The organism is Nonlabens spongiae, from assembly GCF_002117125.1.
In the GTDB taxonomy this organism is placed as follows: Bacteria; Bacteroidota; Bacteroidia; order Flavobacteriales; family Flavobacteriaceae; genus Nonlabens; species Nonlabens spongiae.
This window is the reverse complement of the sequence record NZ_CP019344.1, coordinates 2,796,105-2,821,451: the sequence shown is the minus strand read 5'-3', so window position 1 is coordinate 2,821,451 and position 25,347 is coordinate 2,796,105. Positions and strand designations below refer to the sequence as shown.

At 41.8% G+C, this 25,347-nt stretch carries 24 protein-coding genes; 12 read left to right on the top strand and 12 right to left on the bottom strand.

The genetic code is table 11. From position 1 onward, the window contains the following. Positions 1-28: 28 nt before the first annotated feature. Positions 29-2,218, bottom strand: coding sequence for a TonB-dependent receptor (locus BST97_RS12880; protein ID WP_085767625.1), 2,190 nt, complete (start codon positions 2,216-2,218; stop codon positions 29-31). Positions 2,219-2,569: 351 nt separating this feature from the next. Between BST97_RS12880 and BST97_RS12875 the strand changes: the two genes are divergently transcribed. Then, the gene (locus BST97_RS12875; RefSeq protein ID WP_085767624.1) at positions 2,570-3,499 is read left to right on the top strand and encodes a histone deacetylase family protein; all 930 of its coding nucleotides are present in this window, start codon (positions 2,570-2,572) and stop codon (positions 3,497-3,499) included. A gap of 7 nt (positions 3,500-3,506) precedes the next feature. Here the strand turns inward: BST97_RS12875 and BST97_RS12870 are convergent, their stop codons facing one another. From BST97_RS12870 to BST97_RS12825, 10 genes are all read right to left on the bottom strand, one after another. After that, the gene (locus BST97_RS12870; protein WP_085767623.1) at positions 3,507-3,935 is read right to left on the bottom strand and encodes a hypothetical protein; all 429 of its coding nucleotides are present in this window, start codon (positions 3,933-3,935) and stop codon (positions 3,507-3,509) included. A gap of 69 nt (positions 3,936-4,004) precedes the next feature. Next, positions 4,005-5,453 (bottom strand): aldehyde dehydrogenase, encoded by a 1,449-nt coding sequence (locus BST97_RS12865; RefSeq protein WP_085767622.1) that lies wholly within the window; start codon positions 5,451-5,453, stop codon positions 4,005-4,007. A 17-nt stretch (positions 5,454-5,470) separates the two neighbouring features. Further along, the gene (locus BST97_RS12860) at positions 5,471-5,731 is read right to left on the bottom strand and encodes a Txe/YoeB family addiction module toxin (protein WP_085767621.1); all 261 of its coding nucleotides are present in this window, start codon (positions 5,729-5,731) and stop codon (positions 5,471-5,473) included. Then, positions 5,728-5,976, bottom strand: coding sequence for a type II toxin-antitoxin system Phd/YefM family antitoxin (locus tag BST97_RS12855; protein WP_085767620.1), 249 nt, complete (start codon positions 5,974-5,976; stop codon positions 5,728-5,730). The genes BST97_RS12860 and BST97_RS12855 overlap by 4 nt, the downstream gene beginning before the upstream one ends. A gap of 51 nt (positions 5,977-6,027) precedes the next feature. Continuing rightward, a complete protein-coding gene (locus BST97_RS12850) occupies positions 6,028-6,432 on the bottom strand; it encodes a RidA family protein (protein WP_085767619.1) in 405 nt (134 codons plus the stop codon). A 10-nt stretch (positions 6,433-6,442) separates the two neighbouring features. Next, on the bottom strand, positions 6,443-7,840 hold the full coding sequence (locus tag BST97_RS12845) for an FAD-dependent oxidoreductase (protein ID WP_085767618.1): 1,398 nt from the start codon (positions 7,838-7,840) through the stop codon (positions 6,443-6,445). 108 nt (positions 7,841-7,948) lie between these two features. After that, a complete protein-coding gene (locus BST97_RS12840; protein ID WP_157111667.1) occupies positions 7,949-8,530 on the bottom strand; it encodes a DUF6705 family protein in 582 nt (193 codons plus the stop codon). 19 nt (positions 8,531-8,549) lie between these two features. Continuing rightward, positions 8,550-10,034, bottom strand: a complete 1,485-nt coding sequence (locus tag BST97_RS12835; RefSeq protein ID WP_157111665.1) for a hypothetical protein — start codon at positions 10,032-10,034, stop codon at positions 8,550-8,552. Positions 10,035-10,215: 181 nt separating this feature from the next. Beyond that, on the bottom strand, positions 10,216-11,472 hold the full coding sequence (gene metK / locus BST97_RS12830; protein WP_085767615.1) for a methionine adenosyltransferase: 1,257 nt from the start codon (positions 11,470-11,472) through the stop codon (positions 10,216-10,218). 334 nt (positions 11,473-11,806) lie between these two features. Continuing rightward, a complete protein-coding gene (locus BST97_RS12825; protein WP_085767614.1) occupies positions 11,807-13,012 on the bottom strand; it encodes a sensor histidine kinase in 1,206 nt (401 codons plus the stop codon). Between the two features lie 264 nt (positions 13,013-13,276). Here BST97_RS12825 and BST97_RS12820 point away from each other — a divergent pair, with 264 nt between their 5' ends. Further along, a complete protein-coding gene (locus BST97_RS12820) occupies positions 13,277-14,371 on the top strand; it encodes an NAD(P)/FAD-dependent oxidoreductase (RefSeq protein ID WP_085767613.1) in 1,095 nt (364 codons plus the stop codon). Further along, entirely contained in the window at positions 14,364-14,687 is a 324-nt protein-coding gene (locus BST97_RS12815; protein WP_085767612.1) for a 2Fe-2S iron-sulfur cluster-binding protein, read from the top strand. The genes BST97_RS12820 and BST97_RS12815 overlap by 8 nt, the downstream gene beginning before the upstream one ends. A gap of 3 nt (positions 14,688-14,690) precedes the next feature. On the opposite strand, the gene BST97_RS12810 is transcribed toward BST97_RS12815, so the two are convergent. Then, a complete protein-coding gene (locus BST97_RS12810) occupies positions 14,691-14,888 on the bottom strand; it encodes a hypothetical protein (protein WP_085767611.1) in 198 nt (65 codons plus the stop codon). 186 nt (positions 14,889-15,074) lie between these two features. Between BST97_RS12810 and BST97_RS12805 the strand changes: the two genes are divergently transcribed. The 9 genes from BST97_RS12805 to BST97_RS12765 all read left to right on the top strand — a co-directional run bounded on the left by BST97_RS12805 (position 15,075) and on the right by BST97_RS12765 (position 25,338). Next, the gene (locus BST97_RS12805; protein ID WP_211277435.1) at positions 15,075-15,785 is read left to right on the top strand and encodes a TIGR04282 family arsenosugar biosynthesis glycosyltransferase; all 711 of its coding nucleotides are present in this window, start codon (positions 15,075-15,077) and stop codon (positions 15,783-15,785) included. 55 nt (positions 15,786-15,840) lie between these two features. After that, positions 15,841-18,882: a TonB-dependent receptor domain-containing protein gene (locus BST97_RS12800; protein WP_085767609.1), complete on the top strand. Its 3,042-nt coding sequence runs from the start codon at positions 15,841-15,843 to the stop codon at positions 18,880-18,882. Positions 18,883-19,081: 199 nt separating this feature from the next. Further along, positions 19,082-20,290 (top strand): ABC transporter substrate-binding protein, encoded by a 1,209-nt coding sequence (locus BST97_RS12795; protein WP_085767608.1) that lies wholly within the window; start codon positions 19,082-19,084, stop codon positions 20,288-20,290. Between the two features lie 21 nt (positions 20,291-20,311). Continuing rightward, on the top strand, positions 20,312-21,166 hold the full coding sequence (locus BST97_RS12790; RefSeq protein ID WP_085767607.1) for an ABC transporter permease subunit: 855 nt from the start codon (positions 20,312-20,314) through the stop codon (positions 21,164-21,166). After that, positions 21,163-21,930, top strand: coding sequence for an ABC transporter permease (locus BST97_RS12785; RefSeq protein ID WP_085767606.1), 768 nt, complete (start codon positions 21,163-21,165; stop codon positions 21,928-21,930). Before BST97_RS12790 ends, BST97_RS12785 begins: the two co-directional genes overlap by 4 nt. Before the next feature lie 5 nt (positions 21,931-21,935). Then, positions 21,936-22,664 carry an ABC transporter ATP-binding protein gene (locus BST97_RS12780; protein ID WP_211277434.1) on the top strand — a complete coding sequence of 243 codons (729 nt, stop codon included), beginning with the start codon at positions 21,936-21,938 and terminating at the stop codon, positions 22,662-22,664. Between the two features lie 3 nt (positions 22,665-22,667). Beyond that, positions 22,668-23,312, top strand: coding sequence for a hypothetical protein (locus BST97_RS12775; protein ID WP_085767605.1), 645 nt, complete (start codon positions 22,668-22,670; stop codon positions 23,310-23,312). 11 nt (positions 23,313-23,323) lie between these two features. Continuing rightward, positions 23,324-23,977 carry a hypothetical protein gene (locus BST97_RS12770; protein ID WP_085767604.1) on the top strand — a complete coding sequence of 218 codons (654 nt, stop codon included), beginning with the start codon at positions 23,324-23,326 and terminating at the stop codon, positions 23,975-23,977. Positions 23,978-24,087: 110 nt separating this feature from the next. Next, complete coding sequence (locus tag BST97_RS12765) at positions 24,088-25,338, top strand: hypothetical protein (protein WP_085767603.1); 1,251 nt, start codon at positions 24,088-24,090, stop codon at positions 25,336-25,338. Positions 25,339-25,347: the final 9 nt, after the last annotated feature.

The following is a 25,347-nucleotide window of genomic DNA, read 5'->3' as shown; positions in this document are numbered from 1 at the left end:
AGGCATAAATAAGCTGTTTTGCGATTTCCTAGAACTTAAAAGTAGCCCCTACTAAGAAGTTGATACCCGCTTGAGGGTAAAAACCTGCTCCTTCTTGAGTCACAATAGTTCCAGGGGTAGTGAAATCATCATCAAATGAGAAGTAATAACCATTTGAAACATACTCTTCATCAAAAAGATTATTTACCAGTCCTGTAAATACGATCTCTTTAAAAATAGATTTAGGCTGAAAGCTATAAACTAGATTCAAGTCACTTACAAAATAATCATCCAGTTTAGATCGGTCAGCCTCCACATTACTCATGAACTGTTCCCCTACGTACTTTCCAATAAGTGATGCTTGAAAACCTTTAAAAGGAGCAAATACCAGGGCAGTAGTAGAGATAACCTCAGGTGAGTAAGCAATATCAGTATCGCCTAATCTTTCAAACTCGCCATCAAATGACCTGATGAAGTCAATATTTTTATTTCGGCTAAGCGTGATATTAGGCTGGATGGTAAAGAAATCAGCTACAGGAATCACGGCGTCAACTTCAAGTCCCAACCTATAGCTACGCCCACTGTTAGTACGTAAAAGAGTTCCCACATCATTGATCGCACCGGTCAATACGAGCTGCTCGTCATACAGCATGAAATAGGAATTTGCATTAAGTCTAAAGTTGCCATCACGGTGACGCCATCCCAGTTCAAAGTCATTGAGTTGCTCAGGCTGTATCTCAGGATTGTTTTCAAAGTCATCTCTGTTAGGCTCACGATTTGCTCGGGCATAGGAGAAGTAAAAATCATTCTCCTCATCTACATTATAGGTCACCCCTAATTTTGGGTTGAAGAAAAGATAATTCTCGTCTACATTAAATTGAGTGAGGTTTGAATTGATACCTGAGGTTTCATAGTTAACGTTGCGCAGTTGTAGATCACCATATAACTGGAACTGATTGTTGATTTTAAATGTCGCTTTCGCGAAAGCGGAAAAATCATTCTTCTTCCCGTTACCATCGTAATAACGGTCTCTGATATCACTCTGGCTGGCAAAACGTGCCCAGATCACCTCGCCAAAATGATCACCATCGTAGTGTGAAAAGGAAAATCCAGAGATAATATCCATCTGGTTACCCTTATAATTTACGTTTGCGTTAAGAACGTAGTAATCGTTATCCAGCCAGCGACGTCTTATAAGGTCAGTGGTATTCACTAAGCTACCATTGACGGTTAGAGGATCAAAACCATAGGTATCAAAATCGTCATCTTCACGATATTGCTCAAAAAATCCACGACCATAAGTGTAGTTCAGCGCTACGTTTGTAGATAACCTATTGTTGATGCGCTCATTCCAGTGCAATTGATAATGGTCCTGGCGATAGTCGTCCACTTCATTATCGTAGAACTGAGTGTTACCATCTTCATCAGTATACTGACCTGCAGGATTAAATCTACGATCTTCTTTAAGTTGATCTTCATCAATTCCAAACCACGATTGATAAGTCACATTATTCCCACCAAACATGACTGCTTTTATAAGTCTATTTTCATCTACGTAAGAGCCTTGTAAATAGTAAGATTTCAAATCAGTAGACGCTCGATCTATATAACCATCTGATGCGATGTTAGAAAGTCTACCCGCAATCTCAAAATGCTCATTCATCAAGCCCGTGGAGAACTTTACTGTGTGCTTTCTACTATTAAAACTCCCAAAAGAGTTAGAAATCTCACCAGATGCTTCTCTAGATACAGCATCAGTCAACACGTTGATACTCGCTCCAAAAGCGCCACTACCATTCGTACTCGTCCCGACACCGCGCTGCACCTGTAAATTCTCAACAGATGACGCAAAATCTCCCAGGTTCACCCAAAAAGTACCCAGCGACTCAGCGTCAGAATAAGGTATACCATTAATAGTTACGTTTGTGGACTGAGCGCTCACACCTCTTATTCTTATTCCAGTGTAACCTATTCCCGCTCCAGCATCTGTGGTAGTGACTACTGAAGGTAGGTAGTTGAGTAAAATGGGAATGTCTTGGCCTAAATTGCGTTTTGCAATCTCTTCTTTGGACAGGTTGCTGTGCGTGATGGGCGAGTTTGCATCAACACGTACCGCCTTTACCAGTACCTCATCTAGCTTTTCAGCATCAGTGCTGTCTTTTACTTGTTGATTTTGTGCTTGGCTAATTGACGAGGCAAGTAAACCTGCGACAATTACAACCATAGATAAATGTTTCATTAGAACAGTTTTGTTCAAATAAAAGGGGCATTTACTCGGTTATTAATATAGAATTGGAGGATGCTCAAAACGTACCAGCCTCTCGAGCGACTGGTGGTGTTTATTTCCCTTGGCAGCATTACCTGCCCAGGTTCCTCGGGTATAATCTCAGCCTTGCGGCACCCCTTGAGACGGCGCAAAAGTAGTATCAAAAAACAATTTAGCGACATGCTTTTTGATAATTATTCAAATTGCTGTTTGTCAATGTCTTAATCAACAAGTCTCGAGTAAATTCAATTAAAAAGCAGTCCTAATAATATGAAACTACTCAAGTGTGAGCTATTCAGATATTATTTTTGAATCAAAAAGCGCTTGTTTCCTATAGCTTTTCATCCTATTTACAAACATCCACTGCCAGAGGGTCACCGGTTCCCCATGATCAAATATGAATTGCTACCCGAGCAATTGCTTTATGAAGGTACGGCTACAGCAGCTGACTTTTTTAAACCGTCAAGACTGTGTCAAGATGCAGATGTTCTTAGAGTGCATACCCAAGACTACCTCGACGATCTCAAGAATCTGTCACTCGATAGAAGAGCCGCACGCAAACTGGGCTTTCCATTGAGCGAGCAGCTAGTCGATCGAGAACTGCGTATTGCGCAGGGGACTATTGAAGGATGTCTCAAAGCGGTAGAATATAGAGTGGCCATGAATATTGCGGGCGGTACACACCACGCCTACTCAGATCATGGCGAAGCATTCTGTCTCCTCAACGATCAAGCCATCGCGGCCCGGTACTTACAGCATCACGGTTATGCTGAAAAAATATTAATTGTAGATCTAGACGTACATCAAGGCAACGGAACTGCCGAAATTTTTCAGCACGATGACTCTGTTTTTACCTTTTCCATGCACGGCGCCGGTAACTACCCTTTCAAAAAAGAACAGAGCGACATGGATATTGCAGTTCCTGATGGTTCAGGAGATGAATATTACCTCAAAGAACTCAAGCACACCCTACCCGATCTTATTGCTCAAGAGCAACCCGATTTTATTTTTTATCTGTGTGGGGTAGATGTTCTGGAAAGTGATAAGCTAGGACGATTATCGATGAGTACTCAAGGTTGTAAAGAAAGAGATGTTTTTGCTTTAGACGCTTTCGCGAAAGCGAGAACTAAAAAAGGTCGTTTCATACCCGTCCAATGCAGCATGGGCGGCGGTTACTCACCTGATATCAAAACGATCATAGAAGCACATGCCAATACCTTCAGAGCTGTAAAGGAAATATTTGAAATCGTTTAATTCACACCTATCGTAACCAGCCTTTTTTGCGAGCATACAAAGTATATAACGCCAGCAAAAAACCCATGATAGGAACTAATAGAAAGGTGACAAGATCTGCAGTTGAAACATATTCCCAGGCACCTACTGAGAAATTGAAAGCGGTAGAAATCAATACAGCTAAAAAAGAAATCGCTGCAAACAAGACTGCTGATCTATGTTTGAACAGCATTGCGATGCAAGCAACGAGTCCTGCAAAAACAGCAAGCGCATAATTCCCCATGTACCAGGCAGGCCTATTCTCGTAGATACGTTCCTGATGCTCATTCATCTGAGCTACGATCATGTCTTCAGCAAACATTTCTGTGAAGAAAAATCCCACTCCTATTAAATTCCACAATAGAAAAACGAGTGCAATGATGTAAAACAGTACATTGGGTTTTGATCGGGCAGTCATGTCGTCAAGCTTTAATTGCTTCTAAATTAACAAATTTTAAACAAATTTAAAAGCAGTTGAAAACTGTTTTCAATGGTACTCGATACACACATTTTTAGGTTCGGTAAAAAAGTCTAGTGCCTCAAAGCCACCTTCTCGACCCACACCACTATCCTTGACACCACCGAAGGGCGTTCTCAAATCCCGATTCAACCAAGTATTTACCCACACGATCCCAGATTCCATCGCATTGCTCAATCGCATACACCGATTCAGATCACTGGTCCATAACGTAGAGCTCAAGCCGTATCGAGTACTATTTGCTAATTTTAGGGCTTCCTGCTCATCCTCAAAAGGCATTATAGTTACCACCGGCCCGAATATTTCCTCTTGATTGAGTTTACAGTCATTTGAAGATACCTCGATTACAGTAGGTTCTAGATAATATCCTTCTTCAAAATCTTTCACTGTGACTCTGGAACCTCCCGAGAGGATCGCGTATTCTTTTGGGTTCGCTTTCGCGAAAGCGATATAACTTTCCACTTTTTCCAGATGTTGCTGGCTAACCAAGGCTCCTACTTTAGTACTCGCATCAGCGGGATTCCCTACCTTAAGTTCCTTCACCTTTGTTTCAAAACCGGATTTGAAACGCTCGTAGATTTTTTTCTCTACAAAAATTCTGCTCCCACAAAGGCAAATTTGGCCTTGATTTGCAAAAGAGCTACGTACCGTTGTATCAAGCATCTTTTCATAATCGCAATCGGCAAAAATGAGGTTGGGATTCTTCCCGCCCAGTTCTAAGGATAATTTTTTAAACATGGGAGCAGCTTGAGCAGCAATGGCTGCACCAGTTGTAGTGCCACCTGTAAAACTGATGGCTTTTATTTTGGGATGTTTCACAATGGCGCTCCCGCAAGATGCTCCCATTCCATGAACGATGTTGAGAACTCCCGCAGGCAAACCAGCTCGTTCAACAATTTTACCCAATAAATAAGCGGTTGCTGGAGTGACCTCACTAGGTTTGGCAATTACACAATTTCCAGCAGCAATGGCCGGAGCAATTTTCCAAGTAAAAAGGTATAAAGGCAAGTTCCATGGCGAGATACAACCCACCACGCCTATAGGTTTGCGCAACGTGAAGTTGATGGTATTTTTCCCTACGCTTTCATGTGACTTACTCGCGTACTGAGTAATCGCATTCCCATAAAACCTGAAATTGCTGGATGCTCTGGGAATATCCACAGCTTTTGCTAACCATAGAGGCTTCCCGTTATCTTTTGACTCTGCGACCGCAAGTTCATTCAGTTCTTCTTCGATCAGGTCAGCGATACGCAGCATAATTTTACTGCGCTCATCAATTGAAGTCTGCGACCAGGCTGGGAAAGCTTCTTCAGCCGCTTGAACCGCACGCTCCACGTCGTCCTCATTAGAATTGGGGATCTCACCGTAAATCTTTCCAGTAGCAGGCTCGTAATTATCCAGCCACATTCCAGAAAGCGGAATGTGATCTTGATTGTTGATGAAGTTTTTGATGGTCATTTGAATGCGTAACTACGCTATTTTTTGTAATGATACCTACAGGATGCAATGAGCAAGCTATCATCATAATATTTATAAACTAGACGGTGTTCGCTCGTGATTCTTCTTGACCAATATCCGCTCAAGTCCCCACGTAAAGCTTCTGGCTTACCTATGCCCTCAAAAGGAGTTCGGGAACAAATCTTTACTAACTCATTGATTCTTTTCAGAATTTTGCGATCAATTTTCTGCCAATATAAATAGTCTTCCCATGCATCGTCTGACCAAATATATCTCATTCAATCAGTTGTTTTTCTTTACCCTCGCCTTTTTCTAGCTTCTCAATAGATTTCAAGAGAATATCTCGGTTAGCTCCTGAAAGTAAATAATTTGTTTCTTTCAGAGAATTATATTCATCAAGCGGTATTAACACAAGATCTCTACCCTTGCTTCTTTTGATGACTAAGGAACTTACATCATCTATGACTTTGTCGAGCCATAGCTTAAGATTGGATCTGAATTCAGTATAATTAACTACTTCCATAACACAAATATACATTAAGTACTTAAATAAGTTCTTTTTTGTAATTTAATTTTAAACCGGCTTGTATGCCATAGCCTTTATCTCTATCAATAAATGAGGATGAGGCAACTGATGAACTGCCACCGTAGTGCGCGTGGGTCCATTATGGTCAAAGTAATAACCGTAAGTCTCGTTATATCCGCCAAAATCATTCATATTCACTAAAAAAGTGGTCACGTCTACGACATCTTTTAAGGAGGCTCCTTCTGTTTGTAAAATGGCATCGATATTTTCCAAAACCGCCGCGGTTTGCTCTTTGATATCTAGATTTGTGGTTCCCATCTCATCGACTTCCACTCCGGCAAACGTGTTGTCTGGCCTACGGCTACTGGTTCCAGAAACAAATAAAAAATCTCCTACTCGCTTGATGTGCGGGTACCTACCTCTTGGTTTTGCTTTATCTTTTAGTACTGACATATTTCAAATATTATTTTTCTCTCAACCACATAACCTCCTGCGTTTTCTGATTGATCTTATCGAGAAGTTCATGCAAATCATCATCAACTTGAATCTGATTTTCTTTAAGCAGCCACAATATCGCTTTGTCCTGAGCGCGACCTTTTACTAATGCATCCTTATAGCTCACGCGTTCTGCTGGGAAAGTAACCATGGAATATTTTGATTGGTATTTCGCTTTCGCGAAAGCGGACTCCAGCCGCATCTCAATCTGCCGTTTTTTCTGAAAATCGGGATGGGCGACGCTGTCCCGCATCTCCACAAAATTATCCAAGGCAAGATCTGCAATCGCGTCTGCATCGGGTTTGCGAAGTTTTGAGAACTGGTTCATTACTTTTTCCCAAGAATCATGTGCATCGATCAAGGCATCAAGCACAGCAACGTCTTCAAAACTGGCATTCATCCCCTGTCCGTAAAAAGGTACAATCGCATGTGCAGCATCGCCGAGAATTAGACTTTTATCATAAGCTGACCAGGGCTCGCAACGTACCGTTCCCAGAGGCGGCGCAGGATTATCATGAAACTGCTGTACCAAATCAGGAATGTGAGGAACCACATCTGGAAACTCACTCTTGAAGAAATCTAGTATCTCTTTATCAGTCTTGATGGAATCAAAGGAATACCCTTCGCCAGAATACTGCAAAAACAACGTCAGGGTAAAACTCCCGTCTAAATTAGGCAGCGCGATCAGCATAAAACCACCTCGCGGCCAGATGTGCAGCGCATTCTTATGAATGCGCCAGCCACCATCTTCTGTTGGCGGAATGCTCAATTCTTTATAGCCGTGTGGTAACCAATTGATGCTGTGGGAAAACAAAAAATCCCGCTGCTTTTCCATTGTCTTGCGCACAACCGATCCAGCACCGTCAGTCCCAAAAACCACATCGGCTTGCCAGGTTTTCTCGGTATCACTTTCTGAATCGTGATAGGTCAGGGAAGCATTTTTAAGATCTACGGCTGTAACCGCATCGTCAAAGTCAATCTGGACTTTATCGTATTGATCTGCTTCATTGAGCAAAAGTTTGTTGAGCTCTTCTCGTGATATGGAGTTGATATACTCGCCTTCCCTACCGCTGTATTTGGATAAAAAGGTATTTCCCTCTTTATCGTGGATCAGTCGGCCGTGCATGGGAATGCAAAGCTCACGAACTTTGTCTCCCAATCCGACAAGCTCTAATCCTTTAAGACCTCGATCCGAAAGTGCAAGATTGATACTGCGCCCGCCATCTACGGTTTTGGTACGCATGTCGGGACGCTTCTCTAAAATATCTACGTGATAGCCTCGTTGCGCCAGCCGCAGACCCAGTAATGAACCGCAAAGTCCTGCGCCAGCAACCAGTATTTTAGTCTCTAGATTTGATGTTTCCATAAGTGATCCTCAAATTTAAGGATAATGGAAGGGACAGCCCACCTAAATTCAAGGCGCAAAAAAGCCCCAAGATTTCTTGGGGCCCAATTCTAGATGTATACCAATGACTTATAACTTGGTAAGTATCACTTCCCTTGGCACCCGCATTGCCTGTTCAGCATCTAGATCATCATCAGGATTATAAAACTCATAGATCTGCAGCCCCCATTCCAGTTGCTCGGTAACATTGCTATTGTTCATGGATATCACCCTACCATGGATCAATCGCAGGGTATATCTTGTCCACTTGCTGCGTATGGGATCCTCAAAGCTACCTACTATAAGATTTGGCCTCGGTATGGAAAACATTTTAATATGATAAATATCGTCAGATCCTTGAGAGGTAGAGGGATTGGTTAGGGTGTTGATAATCTCTACACCGTTTTCCTCGTAGATCAAGTTGCCCACAATTACATCAGAAAAATAACCGTTGTCCTCATAATCCTCTATTTTTTCTAAGACTATTCTTAACCTGCTAGTAGCATCAACATACTCCCAAGTGCCCTCAAACTTATCAAAGTTATTGTTGGTGTCCTTAAAGATCATTCCTGATTCTGGAAAAACTGGATAACTTCTTTCTATCGGGTAAGTTTGTGACTTGCAAGCTGTAAGAAAGGTGCCCACAAATATTATAGTTAGTATCGTTTTCATGTTTCTAAGTTTTTTGAGTTTAATCGCAGGATTCTGGACTTCCTAATTTCAAACCATTTGGTTTCGATGGGTCTGATTCAAGCGTCATTCGTTGCCACGAGGTGTGTTCGTTATCAGATTTGTACAGATGAAGACCCATTTTCTTCAATTGCCTCAACGCATAGAATTCCATCTTTTTTTGAGGATCTAAATCATAAAAAGCATTTTTTATAGCCTCTTCATAATTATCTCGCTCATCCTTCCTCTCATCTTCCGTCATCCCTAATACGCTTTGCTGGTGCGCGAGGTAGTTGTTCGCTATATCTGAATTAGGGGCTTTTTTTAAGGCGTACATATTAATTTTTCCCCCCTCGACGGTTACAATAATATTGGTCATTTGACTGTTATCCTGACCCGATAGATTCACTTTCGTGATGTCTTTCAAGAAAATATCAATATCAGTATAGGAAAACATGCTATGGTTGGAGTACCCCTGCCTGGCTTTAGGGTGTGTATGAATCATAATAACCCTGATCTCATTTCTGGCAAGGGTTCTCACTGGTGCGGTAGGCTTGCTGGCCGAGCCGCTATCAGAATAAAAGTCCAGTGTCCCGGTCGCGTCATTAATGCCACGGGTAAACTCGTATATCTCTTCATATTCTTCTCTATTTGCAGAGCTACGTAAATCGCTCAGGTGCGACTTGAAAGAATTGTCATTGAGCAAATCCATTAAATATTTACATTCTGGATCCACTGGCCCTGGCAACTCTCTATTAGGCACCACATCTATGCCTATGCTTTCTGGATCATCGTCCTCATCGTCATCGTCTTCATTACCACTACCATTTGGGTCTCCCGCGCCCGTAGTGTTACTACTGGCGTTAGGGTCTTCAAAAGAATCGCAAGGTTCTTGTTCAATGAACTGTACATCATAATGTCCTGGCACAAAATATTCGTAGGCCTGGCCCCACCTGCTTTCTCCAGGCGCACATGACTCACCTGGAGAATGATCTCCACCATTTGTACAATTATAGGACACCATATAGCCCTCTACCCATGTCATCACCGTCTCCGTACCACCACACTTCATGGGAACATGACCACTCAGGTCTTCTGCAAAAAAACCCTCAATCTTCACATCAGTTGTATCAATGGTTACAGCATCCAGCATCTTGTAGGTTACCAGATATTGATGGGTCAGGCTGTCCCTGAGCCGCACGATCATCAGGTTCTTTAGTTCATCGGCCGGGCTGTTTGCATCGGGCTCCACCCTAAAGATATAGTTTTTGTAGTCCAGTCCCTCTGTTATATAAACATTGGTCGTGTCCAGAACCAGACTCGTGCTGTCTCCAGCACTTTTGGTAAACTTGGAATCACTTAGAGCTAGGGACAGCGACCTGTCGTACACTTCAGGAGCTGATTTTGATAAACGGCTTAGTGAGGTGTGGGTAATGGACATTTTGGACTGCTCCTCAAGAACCGGATCTTCCTCAACAAAATCAGGTTGACAGGAGACTATTAGCAATAAGACAAGTAGGACCCCCCCAAGTAATAAAATACCTTGGGCTAGAAAAAATATGCTTCATGGACTTAGTTGGTTAATATTTGAATGGTTTAAAGCTACAACAAAATTTTTAAATTTTCACAGGACACAAAAAAGCCCCAAGGGTTTCTTGGGGCTTTGCATTGAAATAAAACTGATTTAATTACAAATCAAAAGCGTTTTTCACTTCCTCCACATGATCCAGTTTTTCCCAAGTGAATAGTTCCACCTCTTTTTCTACCGTACCGTTGTAGGGCGAGTTGAAAACCAATTTCTCCTTTCGTGGCGTGCGACCCATGTGACCGTAGGCTGCCGTTTCTGAATAAATCGGGTTACGCAATTTTAAACGTGATTCAATTGCCGCTGGGCGCATGTCAAAAATTTCTGCTACTTTTTTACTAATCTCACCATCGGTCAGGTTTACTTTTGAGGTTCCATAAGTGTTTACCAAGATAGAAGTTGGTTTCACAACGCCTATCGCATAAGAAACTTGTACTAAAACTTCAGTGGCCAATCCTGCTGCAACAAGGTTTTTTGCGATGTGTCTGGAGGCATAGGCAGCGCTCCTATCCACTTTTGAAGGATCCTTTCCTGAAAAAGCACCACCACCGTGAGCACCCTTACCACCATAAGTATCTACAATGATCTTACGTCCTGTCAAGCCCGTATCGCCGTGCGGTCCACCTATTACAAACTTCCCAGTCGGGTTGATATGGTAGGTTATATCCTTATTGAATAGATCTTGCGCGTATTGCGGCAGTTGTTCCTTGACACGCGGAATTAAAATCTCGATAAGGTCTTTCTTGATCTGGGCAAGCATCGCATCATCATCCTCATTAAAAGGATCGTGTTGCGTCGAGATCACAATCGCATCGATGCGCTGGGGCACGTTATCGTCGCTATACTCGATGGTCACCTGAGATTTTGCATCAGGTCGTAAATAGGTAATCGCATCATCCTCACGACGCAGTTTAGCCAACTCGATCAAAATCTTGTGCGAGATATCAAGTGCAAGCGGCATGTAGTTTTCAGTCTCGTTTGTCGCGTAACCGAACATCATTCCTTGATCACCTGCTCCTTGCTCCTCTTTTGAATCGCGATCCACACCTTGATTGATGTCTTGAGACTGCTCGTGAATCAAGGAAATTACCCCACAAGAATCACCGCTAAACTGGTATTCACCCTTAGTGTAACCGATTTTGTTGATCACATCGCGAGCAATGGCTTGGACATCGACATAAGTATCAGATTTGACCTCACCTGCCAGCACCACTTGTCCCGTGGTCACGAGGGTCTCACAAGCCACTTTTGATTCCGGATCAAAGGCTAAAAAATTATCAAGTAATGCGTCACTGATCTGATCAGCAACCTTGTCTGGATGTCCTTCACTTACGGACTCGCTGGTAAATAGGTATGACATTTTAGTTAATGCGCTTTCGCGAAAGCGTAAAAACCATCACGCTTTCAAGTTAATATGAAATTCAAAGAGAAATAAAATGTGGCTGAAATTGCGTGCAGTAATCACTGTTTTAGCGTTTGTGTTCAGAAACAATCCAAACGAGGTCGCAAGCAGCCAAATCTTTCCTCAATCGATTGCAAATGTAAATAAACTGTACCAACTGATTGACTTTTATGACATGACTTTTGACTTACCCAAGTAAATTTCTGAAAACATGAAAGTTGAGCTCTGGTAAAATCATCTGTTTACTTTTTTATAAAGTAATCAAACTGTGCTTTGAAGCATCTCACTTTTATTACTTCTTGATGGTAAAAGTAAAGGTGGTTCCAACTTTTTCATGAGACTGAACATTTATGGAACCATCTAAATCTTCAACGAGTTGTTTTACCGTAGTAAGGCCTATTCCATGCCCTTTTTTCCCATCACGGTCTGGCTCCCCTGAAGTTTTAAAAAGTTCAAAGATGGTATCAATTTTGTCAGCTGGTATACCTCTCCCGTTATCCTTTACACTGAATCTGTAAAAAGTATCTGAATTTTCAGATGTAATATTTATAACCGTCGTTTCTTTATCATTATACTTAATGCTGTTTACCAGTAAATTGATAAAAATCTGTTCTAGAGCGGTTTTGTTGCAGTTGATAGAAAGGTTTTCATCTGGAAAATTGATTTCACAATCATGATTCACATCGAGAAGATCCATGATTTCCTCTAGTAAATCGTTAAGATGAAACTCTACTCGATCATCCAGGTCATAGGAGGAAGCCTCATAATGAGTAAGAATGTTAGAAATATAATCACTCAGAGAGAGCGAAGATTGCTTTAAGTATTTCAAGTATTTCTTACCTGAGGAATCCAGCAAAGCGTCGTATTTCTTGCTTAACAAATCTGAAGTGACTATAAGGTTAGCCAGCGGCATTTTCATGTCATGAGAAACCGTTCCAGCAAAATCTTTGAGCAAATCATTGTGACGTTTAAGATGCTTTCGCGAAAGCTCCAACTCATTATTCAATGCTCTCAGTTTCAACAACTCTTCTACTTGAAGAGCCAGACTCTGTAAAGCTTTACGTTGTTTTTTTTTGAGTTTTTTAGGCTTATTGTGTAAAACACATAGGGTGCCTATGGCATGACCCTCGTTATCTTTAAGAGGTACTCCTGCGTAAAAGATTACTGGATTAGTATTGTCAGTAACCAGTGGATTGTCATGAAAACGTGGATCCAGAGTAGCATCTGGCACTTCCATCAAATGTTTGGGATTATTAATGGCATGAGCGCAAAAACTTACATCCCGTCCTGTTTCACAAATGTCAATACCTATTGTAGATTTGAACCACTGTCTATTCTCATCTACTAAGGATATCACAGAACTCTTAGTCCCGCACACATAAGAAGCTAATTGTGTAATCGTATCGTAGTGTGTCTCATTTACGGTATCGAGTATCTTGAGACGGTTCAACGCCCTAAGCCTAGCCACTTCATTTGATGGAATTTGCGCAATTTTCATTATGGCTAGATTTTAAGAATTCCTATGTAAGATATAACTTACGTAACAAATGTAAGATAAAAAACTAAAATTGCAAGTGTCATTTCTTCTTAAAAGTTTAATTTTCAGTGTGTGTGGTTTGTTTAAATCAAAAAACATTTTGTAGGAAACAAAGTCATTGAACAAATTATTTTATTAAAAAAATATGGGCGTTAGGCTATCATAAGATATTTGTATAACATCAAGTTAGATACGACCTTTGCAGGCTTAGAGAATTGAAGGAATATGAACGGAGAAGTAATTGAAACTGATCTACTTATTATAGGAGCCGGACCTACAGGTTTGTTTGCTGTATTTGAAGCGGGCTTATTAAAATTAAAATGTCATCTAATTGACGCTCTAGCTCAACCGGGCGGCCAGTGCTCTGAATTATACCCTAAAAAACCTATATACGATATTCCCGGTTTTCCTGAAGTACTTGCTGGTGATCTAGTAGATAACCTAATGAAACAGATTGAGCCTTTCCAGCCTGGGTTTACTTTAGGTGAGAGAGCTGAAACCATCGAGAAGCAAGAAGATGATTGCTTTATCGTTACCACTAGTAAAGGCACTCAACACAAAGCAAAAGTGGTCGCCATCGCTGGTGGATTGGGTTCCTTTGAACCACGTAAACCTGCGATAGATAATCTTGAAAAATATGAAGATCGTGGGCTCGTCTACATGGTAAAAAATCCAGAAGACTACCGCGACAAAAAGGTGGTGATCGCCGGTGGTGGTGACAGTGCGCTCGACTGGACCGTTTTTTTAGCAGATGTTGCTAGCGAAGTAACGCTTGTGCACCGCAGGGAAGAATTCCGTGGGGCGCTGGACAGTGTTGAGAAAGTTCAAGAACTAGTCGAGGCAGACAAAGTGCGCTTGATTACACCAGCCGAAGTCATGGAAATTAAAGGGGATGAAAAAGTTGACTCTGTAATCGTGCGTCATAATGACAAAGCGCGACGCATGGAAGAAATTGAATGTGACGCTTTCATTCCATTATTCGGACTCTCGCCTAAATTAGGACCTATCGCAGATTGGGGTCTTGAAATCGAGAAAAACGCCATCAAAGTGGATAATACCCTAGACTATCAAACGAATATTCCAGGCATTTACGCTATAGGAGATGTAAACACCTATCCTGGTAAATTAAAATTAATCCTTTGTGGTTTCCATGAGGCAACGTTAATGTGCCAGAGTGCCTACCAACGCATTTTTCCAGATAAGAGGTACGTAATGAAATACACTACGGTAGGTGGTGTAAGTGGTTTTGATGGATCACAAAAAATTGCTGAAAAAGCAGTCGTAAAAAAGATTTCTCAAAAAGAAGCGGTCGATGAATGATATTAAAATGACCATCATAGACCGCGAGGGCGTGCGTCATGAAGTTGAAGCTCCTACTGATATGAACATGAATGTCATGGAAGTTTGTAAAGCCTATGAATTGCCTGTACAAGCCGTTTGTGGCGGTATGGCTATGTGTGCCACCTGTCAGTGTTATATCATAAGCGATCACGACATTCTCGAGCGCAATGATGATGAAGAAGCCATGTTATGGGAAGCTGAAAACGTTAAAGACAATTCCCGCCTTGGCTGCCAAATTCCCATTACTGAAGATCTTGAAGGGCTTGTAATAGAACTCGCCCCAGAAGCTGACTGATTATTAAGATTCTGCCTCAATTTCGTCAGTATCTTTTTGTCTTTTGAGCATGGAAATGCCTGCAAAGAAGAAGATAACACCCAGAATTATACAAGGCCATGTAGCTGCTCCCATGGCAATACTACCGAAAACGCCCAATACTCCCAATATCAAGGCGATCGCTCCTCCTACCGCCATGACTAAACCTAATATTTTGATCATAATTCAAATAATTAACTCAAAACTACTCACAACCAGTCGCTATACTTCTTAAAATCAATGCAATTATTTATTGCACCTTCACAATTCCTAATTTCTCATAGTAAAACCTTCTGGGTAGTAAAACCGTCACTCCTTTTTTCTCGTTTATTTAAAAAGATGCTTTAAGTTCGTACCATCAACATGCCTTTGAACGAGAAATCTCATAATACAGTCGTCCTCATTTTTGCCGATGACGCAAAAAATGACGCAAGGCGTAAGAACCTGGATGCTGCAAAAACAGCATTTGATTTTCTGATCGAGAAAACCGTTTCGGTGGTTCAGCAAACTGGATTGCCCTACATTCTGCATACTCGAGACCTGCAACAAGGAACAACTTTTGGGGAGCGTTACGATCATGCTTTGCAATCTGCTTTTGATCAAGGGTATGAAAAGGTCGTTTCCATCGGGACTGACACACCCGCACTCTCTGCTACTCATCTTTTGCAGGCGTCGCAGCGCATATCAGAAGGTCAAGTGGTTTTGGGAAAGTCGCATGATGGTGGTTTTTATCTTTTAGGTATTGATAAGTACGCTTTCGCGAAAGCGAGACAACCCCACTCCCACCTTGACAGTTTTGAGAATCTTCCCTGGCATTCAGAAAGAGTTGCTCGGGCACTCGTGAGATTACTCAGTCAACAGCGGAATACTATTTTCTATTTAGAGAAACTGCACGATCTTGATGCATTTGAGGACTTCAAAAAGATTCTAGATTCAGGCAATCTCAACTGTAAAATCACGATCGATTTGTTCAAGTCGTTGATTCACATCGAGAATGATTTGGTTATCAGTTTTTCAAATTTCAAAAAGAGAACTCCTCTTAAAATTCTAGGTAATAAAGGCTCACCACTAGCGGCTTAACCATTGTCATTTCAGCGCTATATGCGCCTTTAATCAAACCTTTTACTTAAATTAAATGAAACAAATTACCCTTTGGGTCATGTTGCTATGCGGCGCGTGCCTTTTTTCACAAGATCTTACGGTAACCGTAATCGATTTTACAACTACAGAAACCGTAGGAAACACGACCATTATCCTAGAAAATGCTTCTCGTAACCTGAGTATCGAGCAACAAACAGACGAGAAAGGAAAAACCATTTTCAAAAACCTACCGTCGATCAATGGCTACGTGGTGCGCTTTGCTGGGAACGATCAGTATAACGAGGCGGCAAGTGAAAAGCTGGACATCAGATCTAATGAGAACCCATCAGTTATTTTATCGCTATTACCTAAAAATGATAATACGCTAGATGCAGTAGTCCTAAACGCTGCCCAAAACGCGCGTATCAATAGACGCGATGCAGAGGTTTCCTTTGAACTGGAGGCTGAAGAAATTCAAGAAATCCCAGTGGAGGCACGTGATATCACCAGAGTACTTTACCGTTTACCTAACGTGACTCAAGCCACCGGATTCTATCCCGAGGCACCTAATGTGAGTATTAATGGTGCCAACCCGCTTTTTGCATCTTACACTATCGATGGGATGGATAACAATGAGCGTTTCTTGGGAGGTCAGCGTTTTAATATTCCAGCTGGTTTTGTGAAGGACATTACAGTGTTAACCAATAACTACAGCGCAGAATACGGACTTACAGAAAATGGGGTTATCGACGTCACCACAAAATCAGGAACTAACGAGACTACTGGAGAAGCTTTTTTCATCACTCGTCCCGGTCCAGCAATCGATGGTACCAGCCAGTTTGCACAGCGCGACCTATCGGGTAACCAAGTGAAAGAAGGATTTGCTCGTTACCAAGCCGGTGTAGGTGTAGGAGGAGCACTTGTCAAGGATAAAACTTTCTACTACATCAATCTTGAACACACCACCGATGTAAAAGATAATTTACTGACCTCACCTGCGCTAGGTGTTGCAGAAACAGTTGAAGGGACTAACTACTTCAATTATTTTTCGGCAAAAATAGACCAACTGTGGAGCGACAATTTTAGAAGCTCGTTGCGCGCAAACGTGGGCTTTGTAGGCATCGAGCGTCAAGGTGGCGGCCTGGATGGTGGTGCTACGTTCCCAAGTGCGGGAGACACTCAAGAACGCAACAGCATTAATATCGCCTTGAAAAACTCATATTCTATAGGCGGGTTATTTGCTGAAACCAATCTACAGTATTCTAGATTCCGCTGGGATTATGCCATGCCTAATAATCCTGGCAGCCCTCAAGTAGTGGTTAGAGGACCACTGGATCAGACGCTGGCGATTTTAGGACATCCAGGCTTTGTATTTGACGAAATCGAAAATACCGTTCAGTTTCAGCAAAAATTCAAGTATTATCTGGAAAATCACAGCCTTAAAGGAGGGTTCAATTATATAAGAGGTGATCATGAACTTTTTGGTGGTGGGGTTCCCAATGGCTCTTACACCGTAGACTTAACACAGGCACAACTCGATGCCCTTACCGCCCAAAACCTGGGAGGCAGCCTGAGCATTAATGATATTCCTAGCGACGTTGAGGTTACTAATTACTCCATTGAACTGCGTCCGACTTCATTTGGTCGTGACCAATCCATTTATTCAGTTTATGCTGAAGACTTGTGGTCAGTTAACGAGCGGTTGAATATTACTTTGGGATTGCGTTATGACTACGACAATCTTTCTGTAGGTGGTGGTGATGATGGTGACACTAACAATATTGCTCCAAGGTTCAACCTGAACTATAAGCTTGATGAAAAAAGCGTTTTAAGAGGTGGATATGCCATGAGCTATGGTAAGATTCCTTATACCGTGTACAGCGACGCGCTACAACAAAATACAACCAGTGAAGATTATAAAGCACAGATTCAAGAGTTTGTAGACCAAGGCATCTTGCCAGCCGATACCGATGTTGATCAAGTTACTTTCAACGGAAACTTAACTGCAAATGTAGCAAGCGTTCCCTACCTCAACGGTCCTGGTGCAAGCACGTTGCAAGCAGATCGTGAGGGCGTTTTTTCAAACGAGCGCAGAATTTTGAATCCGAATGGGTATGACAATCCGTATTCTCATCAGTTTGCGATAGGTTATCAAACACAGATAGGAAATGATAAACTGTTCTTTGTAGACTTAATCCACAATCGTGGTGAAGATCTTTTGAGATTGAGAAACCTCAACGCAGCATCAGACTATGAAGTAGATCCTGACAATCCCATCATCAGAACGCCAGCAGAAGCTGATGCCACCCGACCTATCGCTATTGATAATGGAGGTGCGACCATAAATGGCGTGCGCAGGACAGGAGTTGCTCGTAATGTCGTTATGACTGAAAGCGGTGGTAAATCACGTTACTACGCTGCAAGTTTCAACCTTCAGAAAACCAGAGGTAAAGATGCTTATTCCTACCGCATCAACTATACACTCGCTAGTTTAGAAAACGACACAGAAGATATCAACTTTAGAGCCCAAGACGGCAACAGATACGGGACAGAATTTGGTCCTTCCATCAACGACCGTCGTCATAATATTAATGGAATTTTCAATTACTACCCTTTTGAAGGAACCACAATAACCTTTGCGAGTTTGTTGCAGAGCGGTCAGCCTATTAATCGTATCCCAGAACCTATTGAACTAGGTTTCACACCTGTAACTGATGCCAGCGGAAATCTTACTTACGTAGACGCAAACGGCACTCCTTTTACTACAGATTTAAACGGTGATGGTTCTGCCTTTGGAGATGCTTATGTAGGGAATAGTGATCGTTATCCAGGCGAGGGTCGTAATAATGACAGACTTCCGTGGTCGGTTAATTTTGATTTGGGAGTTCAGCATCAATTTGCCTTGGGAGGTGATCAAAGGCTAGAATTAAGAGCAGATGTTTTCAACGTATTTAATGTGGAGAACCTGAGCGGTTACAGCAACAATGCAACTCAATCAAACCAGATCCAAGCAGGGAGCGCAGCCAGCGGCAGGTTTATCCAGAGAAATGCTGGACCGCCTAGACAGTTTCAATTTGGTGTGAGGTATTTGTTTTAAGATTAAGTCTAAGCTTAAGTTTAAGCACAAGTTGAAGTTGAAGTATAAGATGATCGTTAGGTCGAGTGTCGCGACGGTAGGAGCGATGTATCGAGACCCGGGCACAAAATGATTTTTTAGGGTACGCTTTCGCGAAAGCGGTGCAAAGTAGAATGAGGAAAAGTAAGGGCGGATCGCATCCGCCCCACAAAAAGAAAAAATGAAAAAAATAATAATATTAATCACGATCCTAGCGCTCGCAGCTTGTAAAAGCGACAGCAAAAACGAGCAGCTCGATCTCAAAAACGCAAGTTGGCAGCAAATCGAGACTGAGGCGCTAGGTAAAACCGTCAACATGATGATGTGGGCTGGAGATCCCAAGATCAACGATTACATGAAAAACTACGTTGCTCCAGCTGTTAAAGAGAAGTATGACATAGACCTTGAGATCTCTAGTGGGCAGGGAAACACCATCGTACAACTATTGATGACTGAGATGCAGGCCGGAAAGGATGGAAACGTAGATATGATGTGGATCAATGGCGAGACCTTTTATCAATTGAGACAGATCAATGGCCTTCATGGACCTTTTGTGGACCAATTGCCCAATTCTCAATTTGTGGATCTCGACAATCCCTTCATAGGAAAAGATTTTCAAGAACCTATTGAAGGTATGGAAGCGCCGTGGGGAAACGTTCAAATGACGCTGATTTATGATAGCGAGAAAACTGATCAGTTGCCGCAGTCGCGTGAGGAATTGCTCGCTTTCGCGAAAGCGAACCCAAACAAATTCACATTTGATAATCAATTTACCGGCTTGACCTTTATGAAAGCTCTACTCATTGATATTGCTGGTGGGGAGCAGGCCCTAGCTGGTGATTTTAATGAGAAAAAATATGGAAAGTATAGTAAAGCACTGTGGGCATATCTGAGAGAATTGAAGCCCTATTTATGGAAAAAAGGCGAGACCTTTCCTGAAGATGTCGCTCAAATGCACCAGCTGTTTGCTAGCGGTGAATTATTGATGACCATGAGCAACAACGATGCAGAGGTGGATAACAAAATCAACGAAGGCTTATTTCCAGAAAGCGCGAGAGCCTACGTTCCTGAATTTGGCACCATTCAAAACAGCCACTATCTGGGCATCGCAAAAAATGCGGTGGACAAGGCAGCGGCCATGGCGGTCATCAACTTTATGATCTCACCAGAAGCACAGCTCAAAAAACAGAATCCTGAGGTTTGGGGAGATGGCACCGTACTGGACTTAGATAAATTACCGGGAGATTTCAAGACAAAATTTCAAAATATACCGGCAAGAAAATATGCTCCCAAAAGATCAGAGATACAGAAAAACGCCTTGCAAGAACTCGCACCAGAATATATGATACGCCTTGCCGAGGACTTTAGAAAAGAAATCATCAACGGTTAAAATTACAGTGAAAGAAACAGTGTGATCAAAAAACTATCCATAGCAATTTTTATTCTTATTGCGGCAGTACCTGTACTGCTAGGTTTAGGGTATGCTTTAATGTATAGTTTGGGGTTGACAGGAATTTTAAGTGAGGGATTCACTACTACTCATTGGGAGGAAACTTTGATCACTACGACGTTTTGGAAATCGCTGGGATTTAGCCTTTATATTGCTCTAGTAGTGATGCTAATTTCCCTATTTTTCTCTCTGTGGATCGTGATCTCTTGGATAAAACAACTGAATAAGGGATCACTGTCCTACATCACCTATTTACCGCTGGCTTTTCCAGCAATCGTGATGGCGTTTTTTAGTTTCCAATTATTATCAAAAAGTGGATTCATGAGCAGGGTGGTCTATAAAATGGGCTGGATAGATAGTCTGGAGCAATTTCCAGATTGGACAAATGATGAATTCGGAATCTCGATCATATTTAGTTTGTGCCTGTTGATCACACCGTTCTTTATCATTCTGTACTCCAATCTGTATCAAAATGAACGTATCGCAGAATTAAAAGCTCTGGCAATAACATTGGGCGCAAAGCCTTCTCAGGTTATTTTTAAGGTGATTGTACCTATTTTATTGAAAAAAAGCGCGTTTACCATCATGCTTTTTGTGATTTTCATCATGGGAACCTATGAGATTCCGCTGCTGCTAGGACGTCAGAATCCATCGATGCTGTCTGTGTTTATCGTTCAGAAGCTACAGAAATTCAATCTGGCAGATATCCCTCAGGCTTATGCCATCGCGGTGATTTATATTTTACTCATCGCAAGTATCATAGCCCTGGTTTACAAGACTAGACCCACCTTTTTTAATTCCAGCAGCAGCTCATGAAAAAAGTTCTACAAATACTTTTTGCGCTATCGATCGTGTTCCCGATTGGATTTCTGGTGGTGTTGAGTTTGGGTCGCAACTGGCCGTATCCGGTGGTATTACCAAAATCGCTTTCGTTGGAAAACTGGAGTTTTTTACAGCAATCAGATAGTGAGTTGTGGCAAACATTTCTGCTCTCGCTTCTTATCTCTATCATTGTCGCTACTGCTACCACGGCGCTGGCATTTGTAACCAGCAAGCAACTGGCGCAAAGTAAATATCGCAATAAATTGATGCTACTTGCCTATATTCCTTACGTATTGTCTCCCGTGATACTCGCGGCAACCTTACAATATTACTTCATCTACGCCAGTCTTTCTGGAAGCGTGGCCGGAGTGTTGCTCGCCCAGGTTTTTATCGCTTATCCATTTGCGGTGATCATACTGAACAATTTCTGGAACCATAAGATCAAGTCTATGGAAGAATTGTCCCGTACTTTGGGCAGTAGTAGCTGGCAAACTTTTAAAAAGGTGTTGATCCCGGTTTCTAAAAATGCTTTATTACTGTGTTTTTTTCAGACGTTTTTGATCTCATGGTTTGAGTTTGGGTTGACTAATTTGATCGGTGTGGGAAGCGTGCAGACCTTGACGGTAAAAGTTTTCAGTTATGTCAACGAGGCCAATATCTTTTACGCAGCCCTCGCCAGTTGCTTGCTTATCGTACCGCCCATGATATTGATTTGGCTGAACAAGAAATACATTTTTGCCACAGAAACCGTAATTTAAGAACCTTGGATGCACTGCTAGACATACAGAACATCACAAAAAGCTTCGGTACGGAGAAGGTTTTGGACAACGTGACTTTCCAGCTAGCCGAGCATGAAGTGTTGAGTGTTTTGGGTAAATCTGGTAGTGGCAAAACTACTTTGCTCAAGATTTTGGCCGGTCTGGAGCGAGAAGATAGTGGGGAAATTACGCTTTCGCGAAAGCGTATGAACGACACGCCTCCTAACAAGCGCAACATCGTTTACCTTTACCAAGAGCCGTTGCTGTTCCCGCACCTCAACATCGAGGAAAATGTCGCTTTTGGATTGCGCATACGTAAACAGCCCAAGGGACAAATCACCGCTAAAGTCGCTGAAATGCTGGAGGAAATAGGCCTTTCAGAACACGCAAAAAAAATGCCTCACCAGTTGTCTGGTGGTCAGCGACAACGCGTATCCTTTGCTCGAGCTCTTGTGATCAACCCAAAAGTTTTGTTGCTGGATGAACCTTTTGGCGCTCTGGACTCAGAAACACGCACGCAAATGCAACAATTGTTCAAGCGCGTATCAGCAAAATATAGGCTTACTTCGCTTTTCATAACCCACGATCTCAAGGAAGCACTCATTATGGGAGACCACATTGGGAAAATTGAGAAGGGCGTGTTTAAGAAATATAAATCCCAAGAAGAATTCTATAACGACGAGACCAGCGGCGTGCGTCAGGAAGCCGAATTCTGGAAACAATTTAATCCATAACCTATGATCAAAGCAGCAGTCATATCAAATGGCCTGGAAGGTTTGCACCACCAGTTCAACTCAATTGAAGAGGTTAACTATGATATATTAACCATTGACGCTCATTTTGATCCGGACTTGGATCTCTATGATGTGCTGGTCGTTCCCAACGGCAGCGACCACATTGCCTTATTTAAAATCAAGGATAAAATAAAGAGCTTTCTGGATCAGGGGAAAGCTTTGATTTGCGTGGACGGCTGGTTTACCCGCTGGATTCCCGGCAATCAATGGATCATGGACAACACTAAGAAAACCATTGACGTGCGATACAAAATCAAAAATGACCGTTATGGAATTTTTGAAGATGTGGACATCAACTCTTTTATCTACTCGCACGGCATAAGTGGCTGGTGGGCTTGTGGCTACATAGACGCCGCTCCAGAAGCTGATATCGTGGTAGAAGACACCTGGAATCGTCCCATCATCGTACTGGACGAGCACACAACAAATGGATTGATCTTCATGACTGCCAGCGGCCCACTCGCTGATGCCACCGGGCAAACCACAGATGACAAAAGCTCCATGAGTGATCTTCCTAAATTGTTCAAAAACGTCATAAAACTCATCGCTTCTAAAAAGCAGGAAAAGGAATTACCACTCACAACATAAAATATGTCAAAATGAAAAAAATAGGAATGATATTTAATGGAGTGTGGAGCCACTACACCTTTGCTACCGCCCCAAAATATAAGCATCTGATCAAGCTGATCTATATCTTTGATTTTGACGAGCAATCGCTGGAAGGTTTGGAAGCCCTGATCATCCCGTTTCAATTAAATCAGAAAGAACTCTCCAAACGCAAGGACTTGATCTACCAATTTTTAAAGAATGGAAAAAAGGTATTTGTAGAAGGTGATTCATCCATGGATTGGATCGATGGGAAATGGGAGGATCGCCCGGTCAATAATTACTGGTGGGTGGAAGATCCTGAGAATCCGCCGGTGAGTGAGACTGATTTTAGCCACCCGGTTTATCAAGGCTTGAGTCAGCGGCACAGCTGCTGGCACACGCATGGTTCCTATGTGAGCATGCCATCGCAGGCCACCGCCATTCAGTTGAAACCTGATGGCGAGATCATCACCTGGCAAACCCACCAATACGGCGGTACCTTAATGGCTACCACTTTGGATCCCATAGTTGAACACGGTGTCCAGCAAATCACGCATTTGGACAATTACGTCGATAATCTAATTGAATGGCTGAGTGGCGAGCGGCCTACTGGTAAATTTGAAGTACCTCGTGAGAATTATGGTGTTGCAAGTCATGTGGCTTGATGAGGGTGACGCTTTCGCGAAAGCGAGATTTTACTAATCAATAATATAGTTTCACTCATTTTTGCTAAAATTAGGCTTTCTGTTTCTTCATCTTGCTGGAAATATTAATTATGAACAGTTCGAAAATAGTATTCTTAGTAATTATCATTCTTTCTATTACCTGCTCTGGTCAAAGTGTCAACGATCAAATCAATGGCAAGGTGAAATCTGTCAGAGAAAAAGTGACGGATTTTAGGGAAGGAGAACAACAGATTTATTTGGATGCAAGTGTTGAAGGTGGGTATTTAAGGAGTTCATGGGAACGCGAGTTCTGGATAAATCCGAATGCGTTTCAGGTTTGGTTCAATACGCCAAAAGCAGAATATCGTAATTCACTCAAGATTTATGATGATGAGGGTAAGATCTACAAAGAGGAATATTATTATGCGAATCAAAATATTGTCATAGCGTATAACTATGAATACAACGAGCTAGGAGATTTAATTGTAAAGAATACAGTCGATAACGGATACTTTGGTTCAATACATAATGACTATACCAAATCTTATACGATGTACTCTTATGACCAGAACAAAAATGTCACTTACGAAAAAACCAAATACGAGGATTTGAATTTTGAGGTTGTTGATCGAGCACACTTACCTAACGGAAAATTACTATTTGAATTCAAAACAAACTCATTCGAGAATGACATGGAAGAAAAATCCTTTTTCTGGTATGACGATAATGGCAATCGGGTTGCGAAGGGAAAAAGCTATCAGAAAGGGGACAGTCTCTTAGTTCATCATGATTTATATCAAAATGGAAAAAAGATCGCATCTTATTTCCCATTTAAAATAAAAGAGTATGTCAACATGGACAGTTTGATACTATTAAATCCAAAAAGAGATATGCTGTCAAAAGTCTTAGAATACAATTCTGAAGGAGATCTGGTAAAGGAAATATATAATTCTATACCACGTGGTCTGAATAATATTATAAGTAGTCGAATTGTGTCCTATGCTTATAAAAATGGTCGATTGATTTCTAAAATGACTAAAAACAAAGACTCCGTAATTACAGATCTCGAGACTTATGAATATGATGGCAAAGATAATTTGCTAAGAAGTTATTTTAAACATTGCTGGGGTTCAGCTATATTGAAGAAACCCTGTTCAGAGACCAATATAACTTACTCCTATAAAAAAAATCACCTGCAATCATTGAGTTACCACTCAATAGATTTAAATGGGAAGGAAAAAAATTACGATTTGAGGTTTGACGAAGAAATTGACCACAAGGGAAACTGGATCAAAAGAGTGAAGTGGGTCAATGGTGAACACTTCGCCACTTGGACACGTGAAATCGAATATTACGATTAGCATTATTTT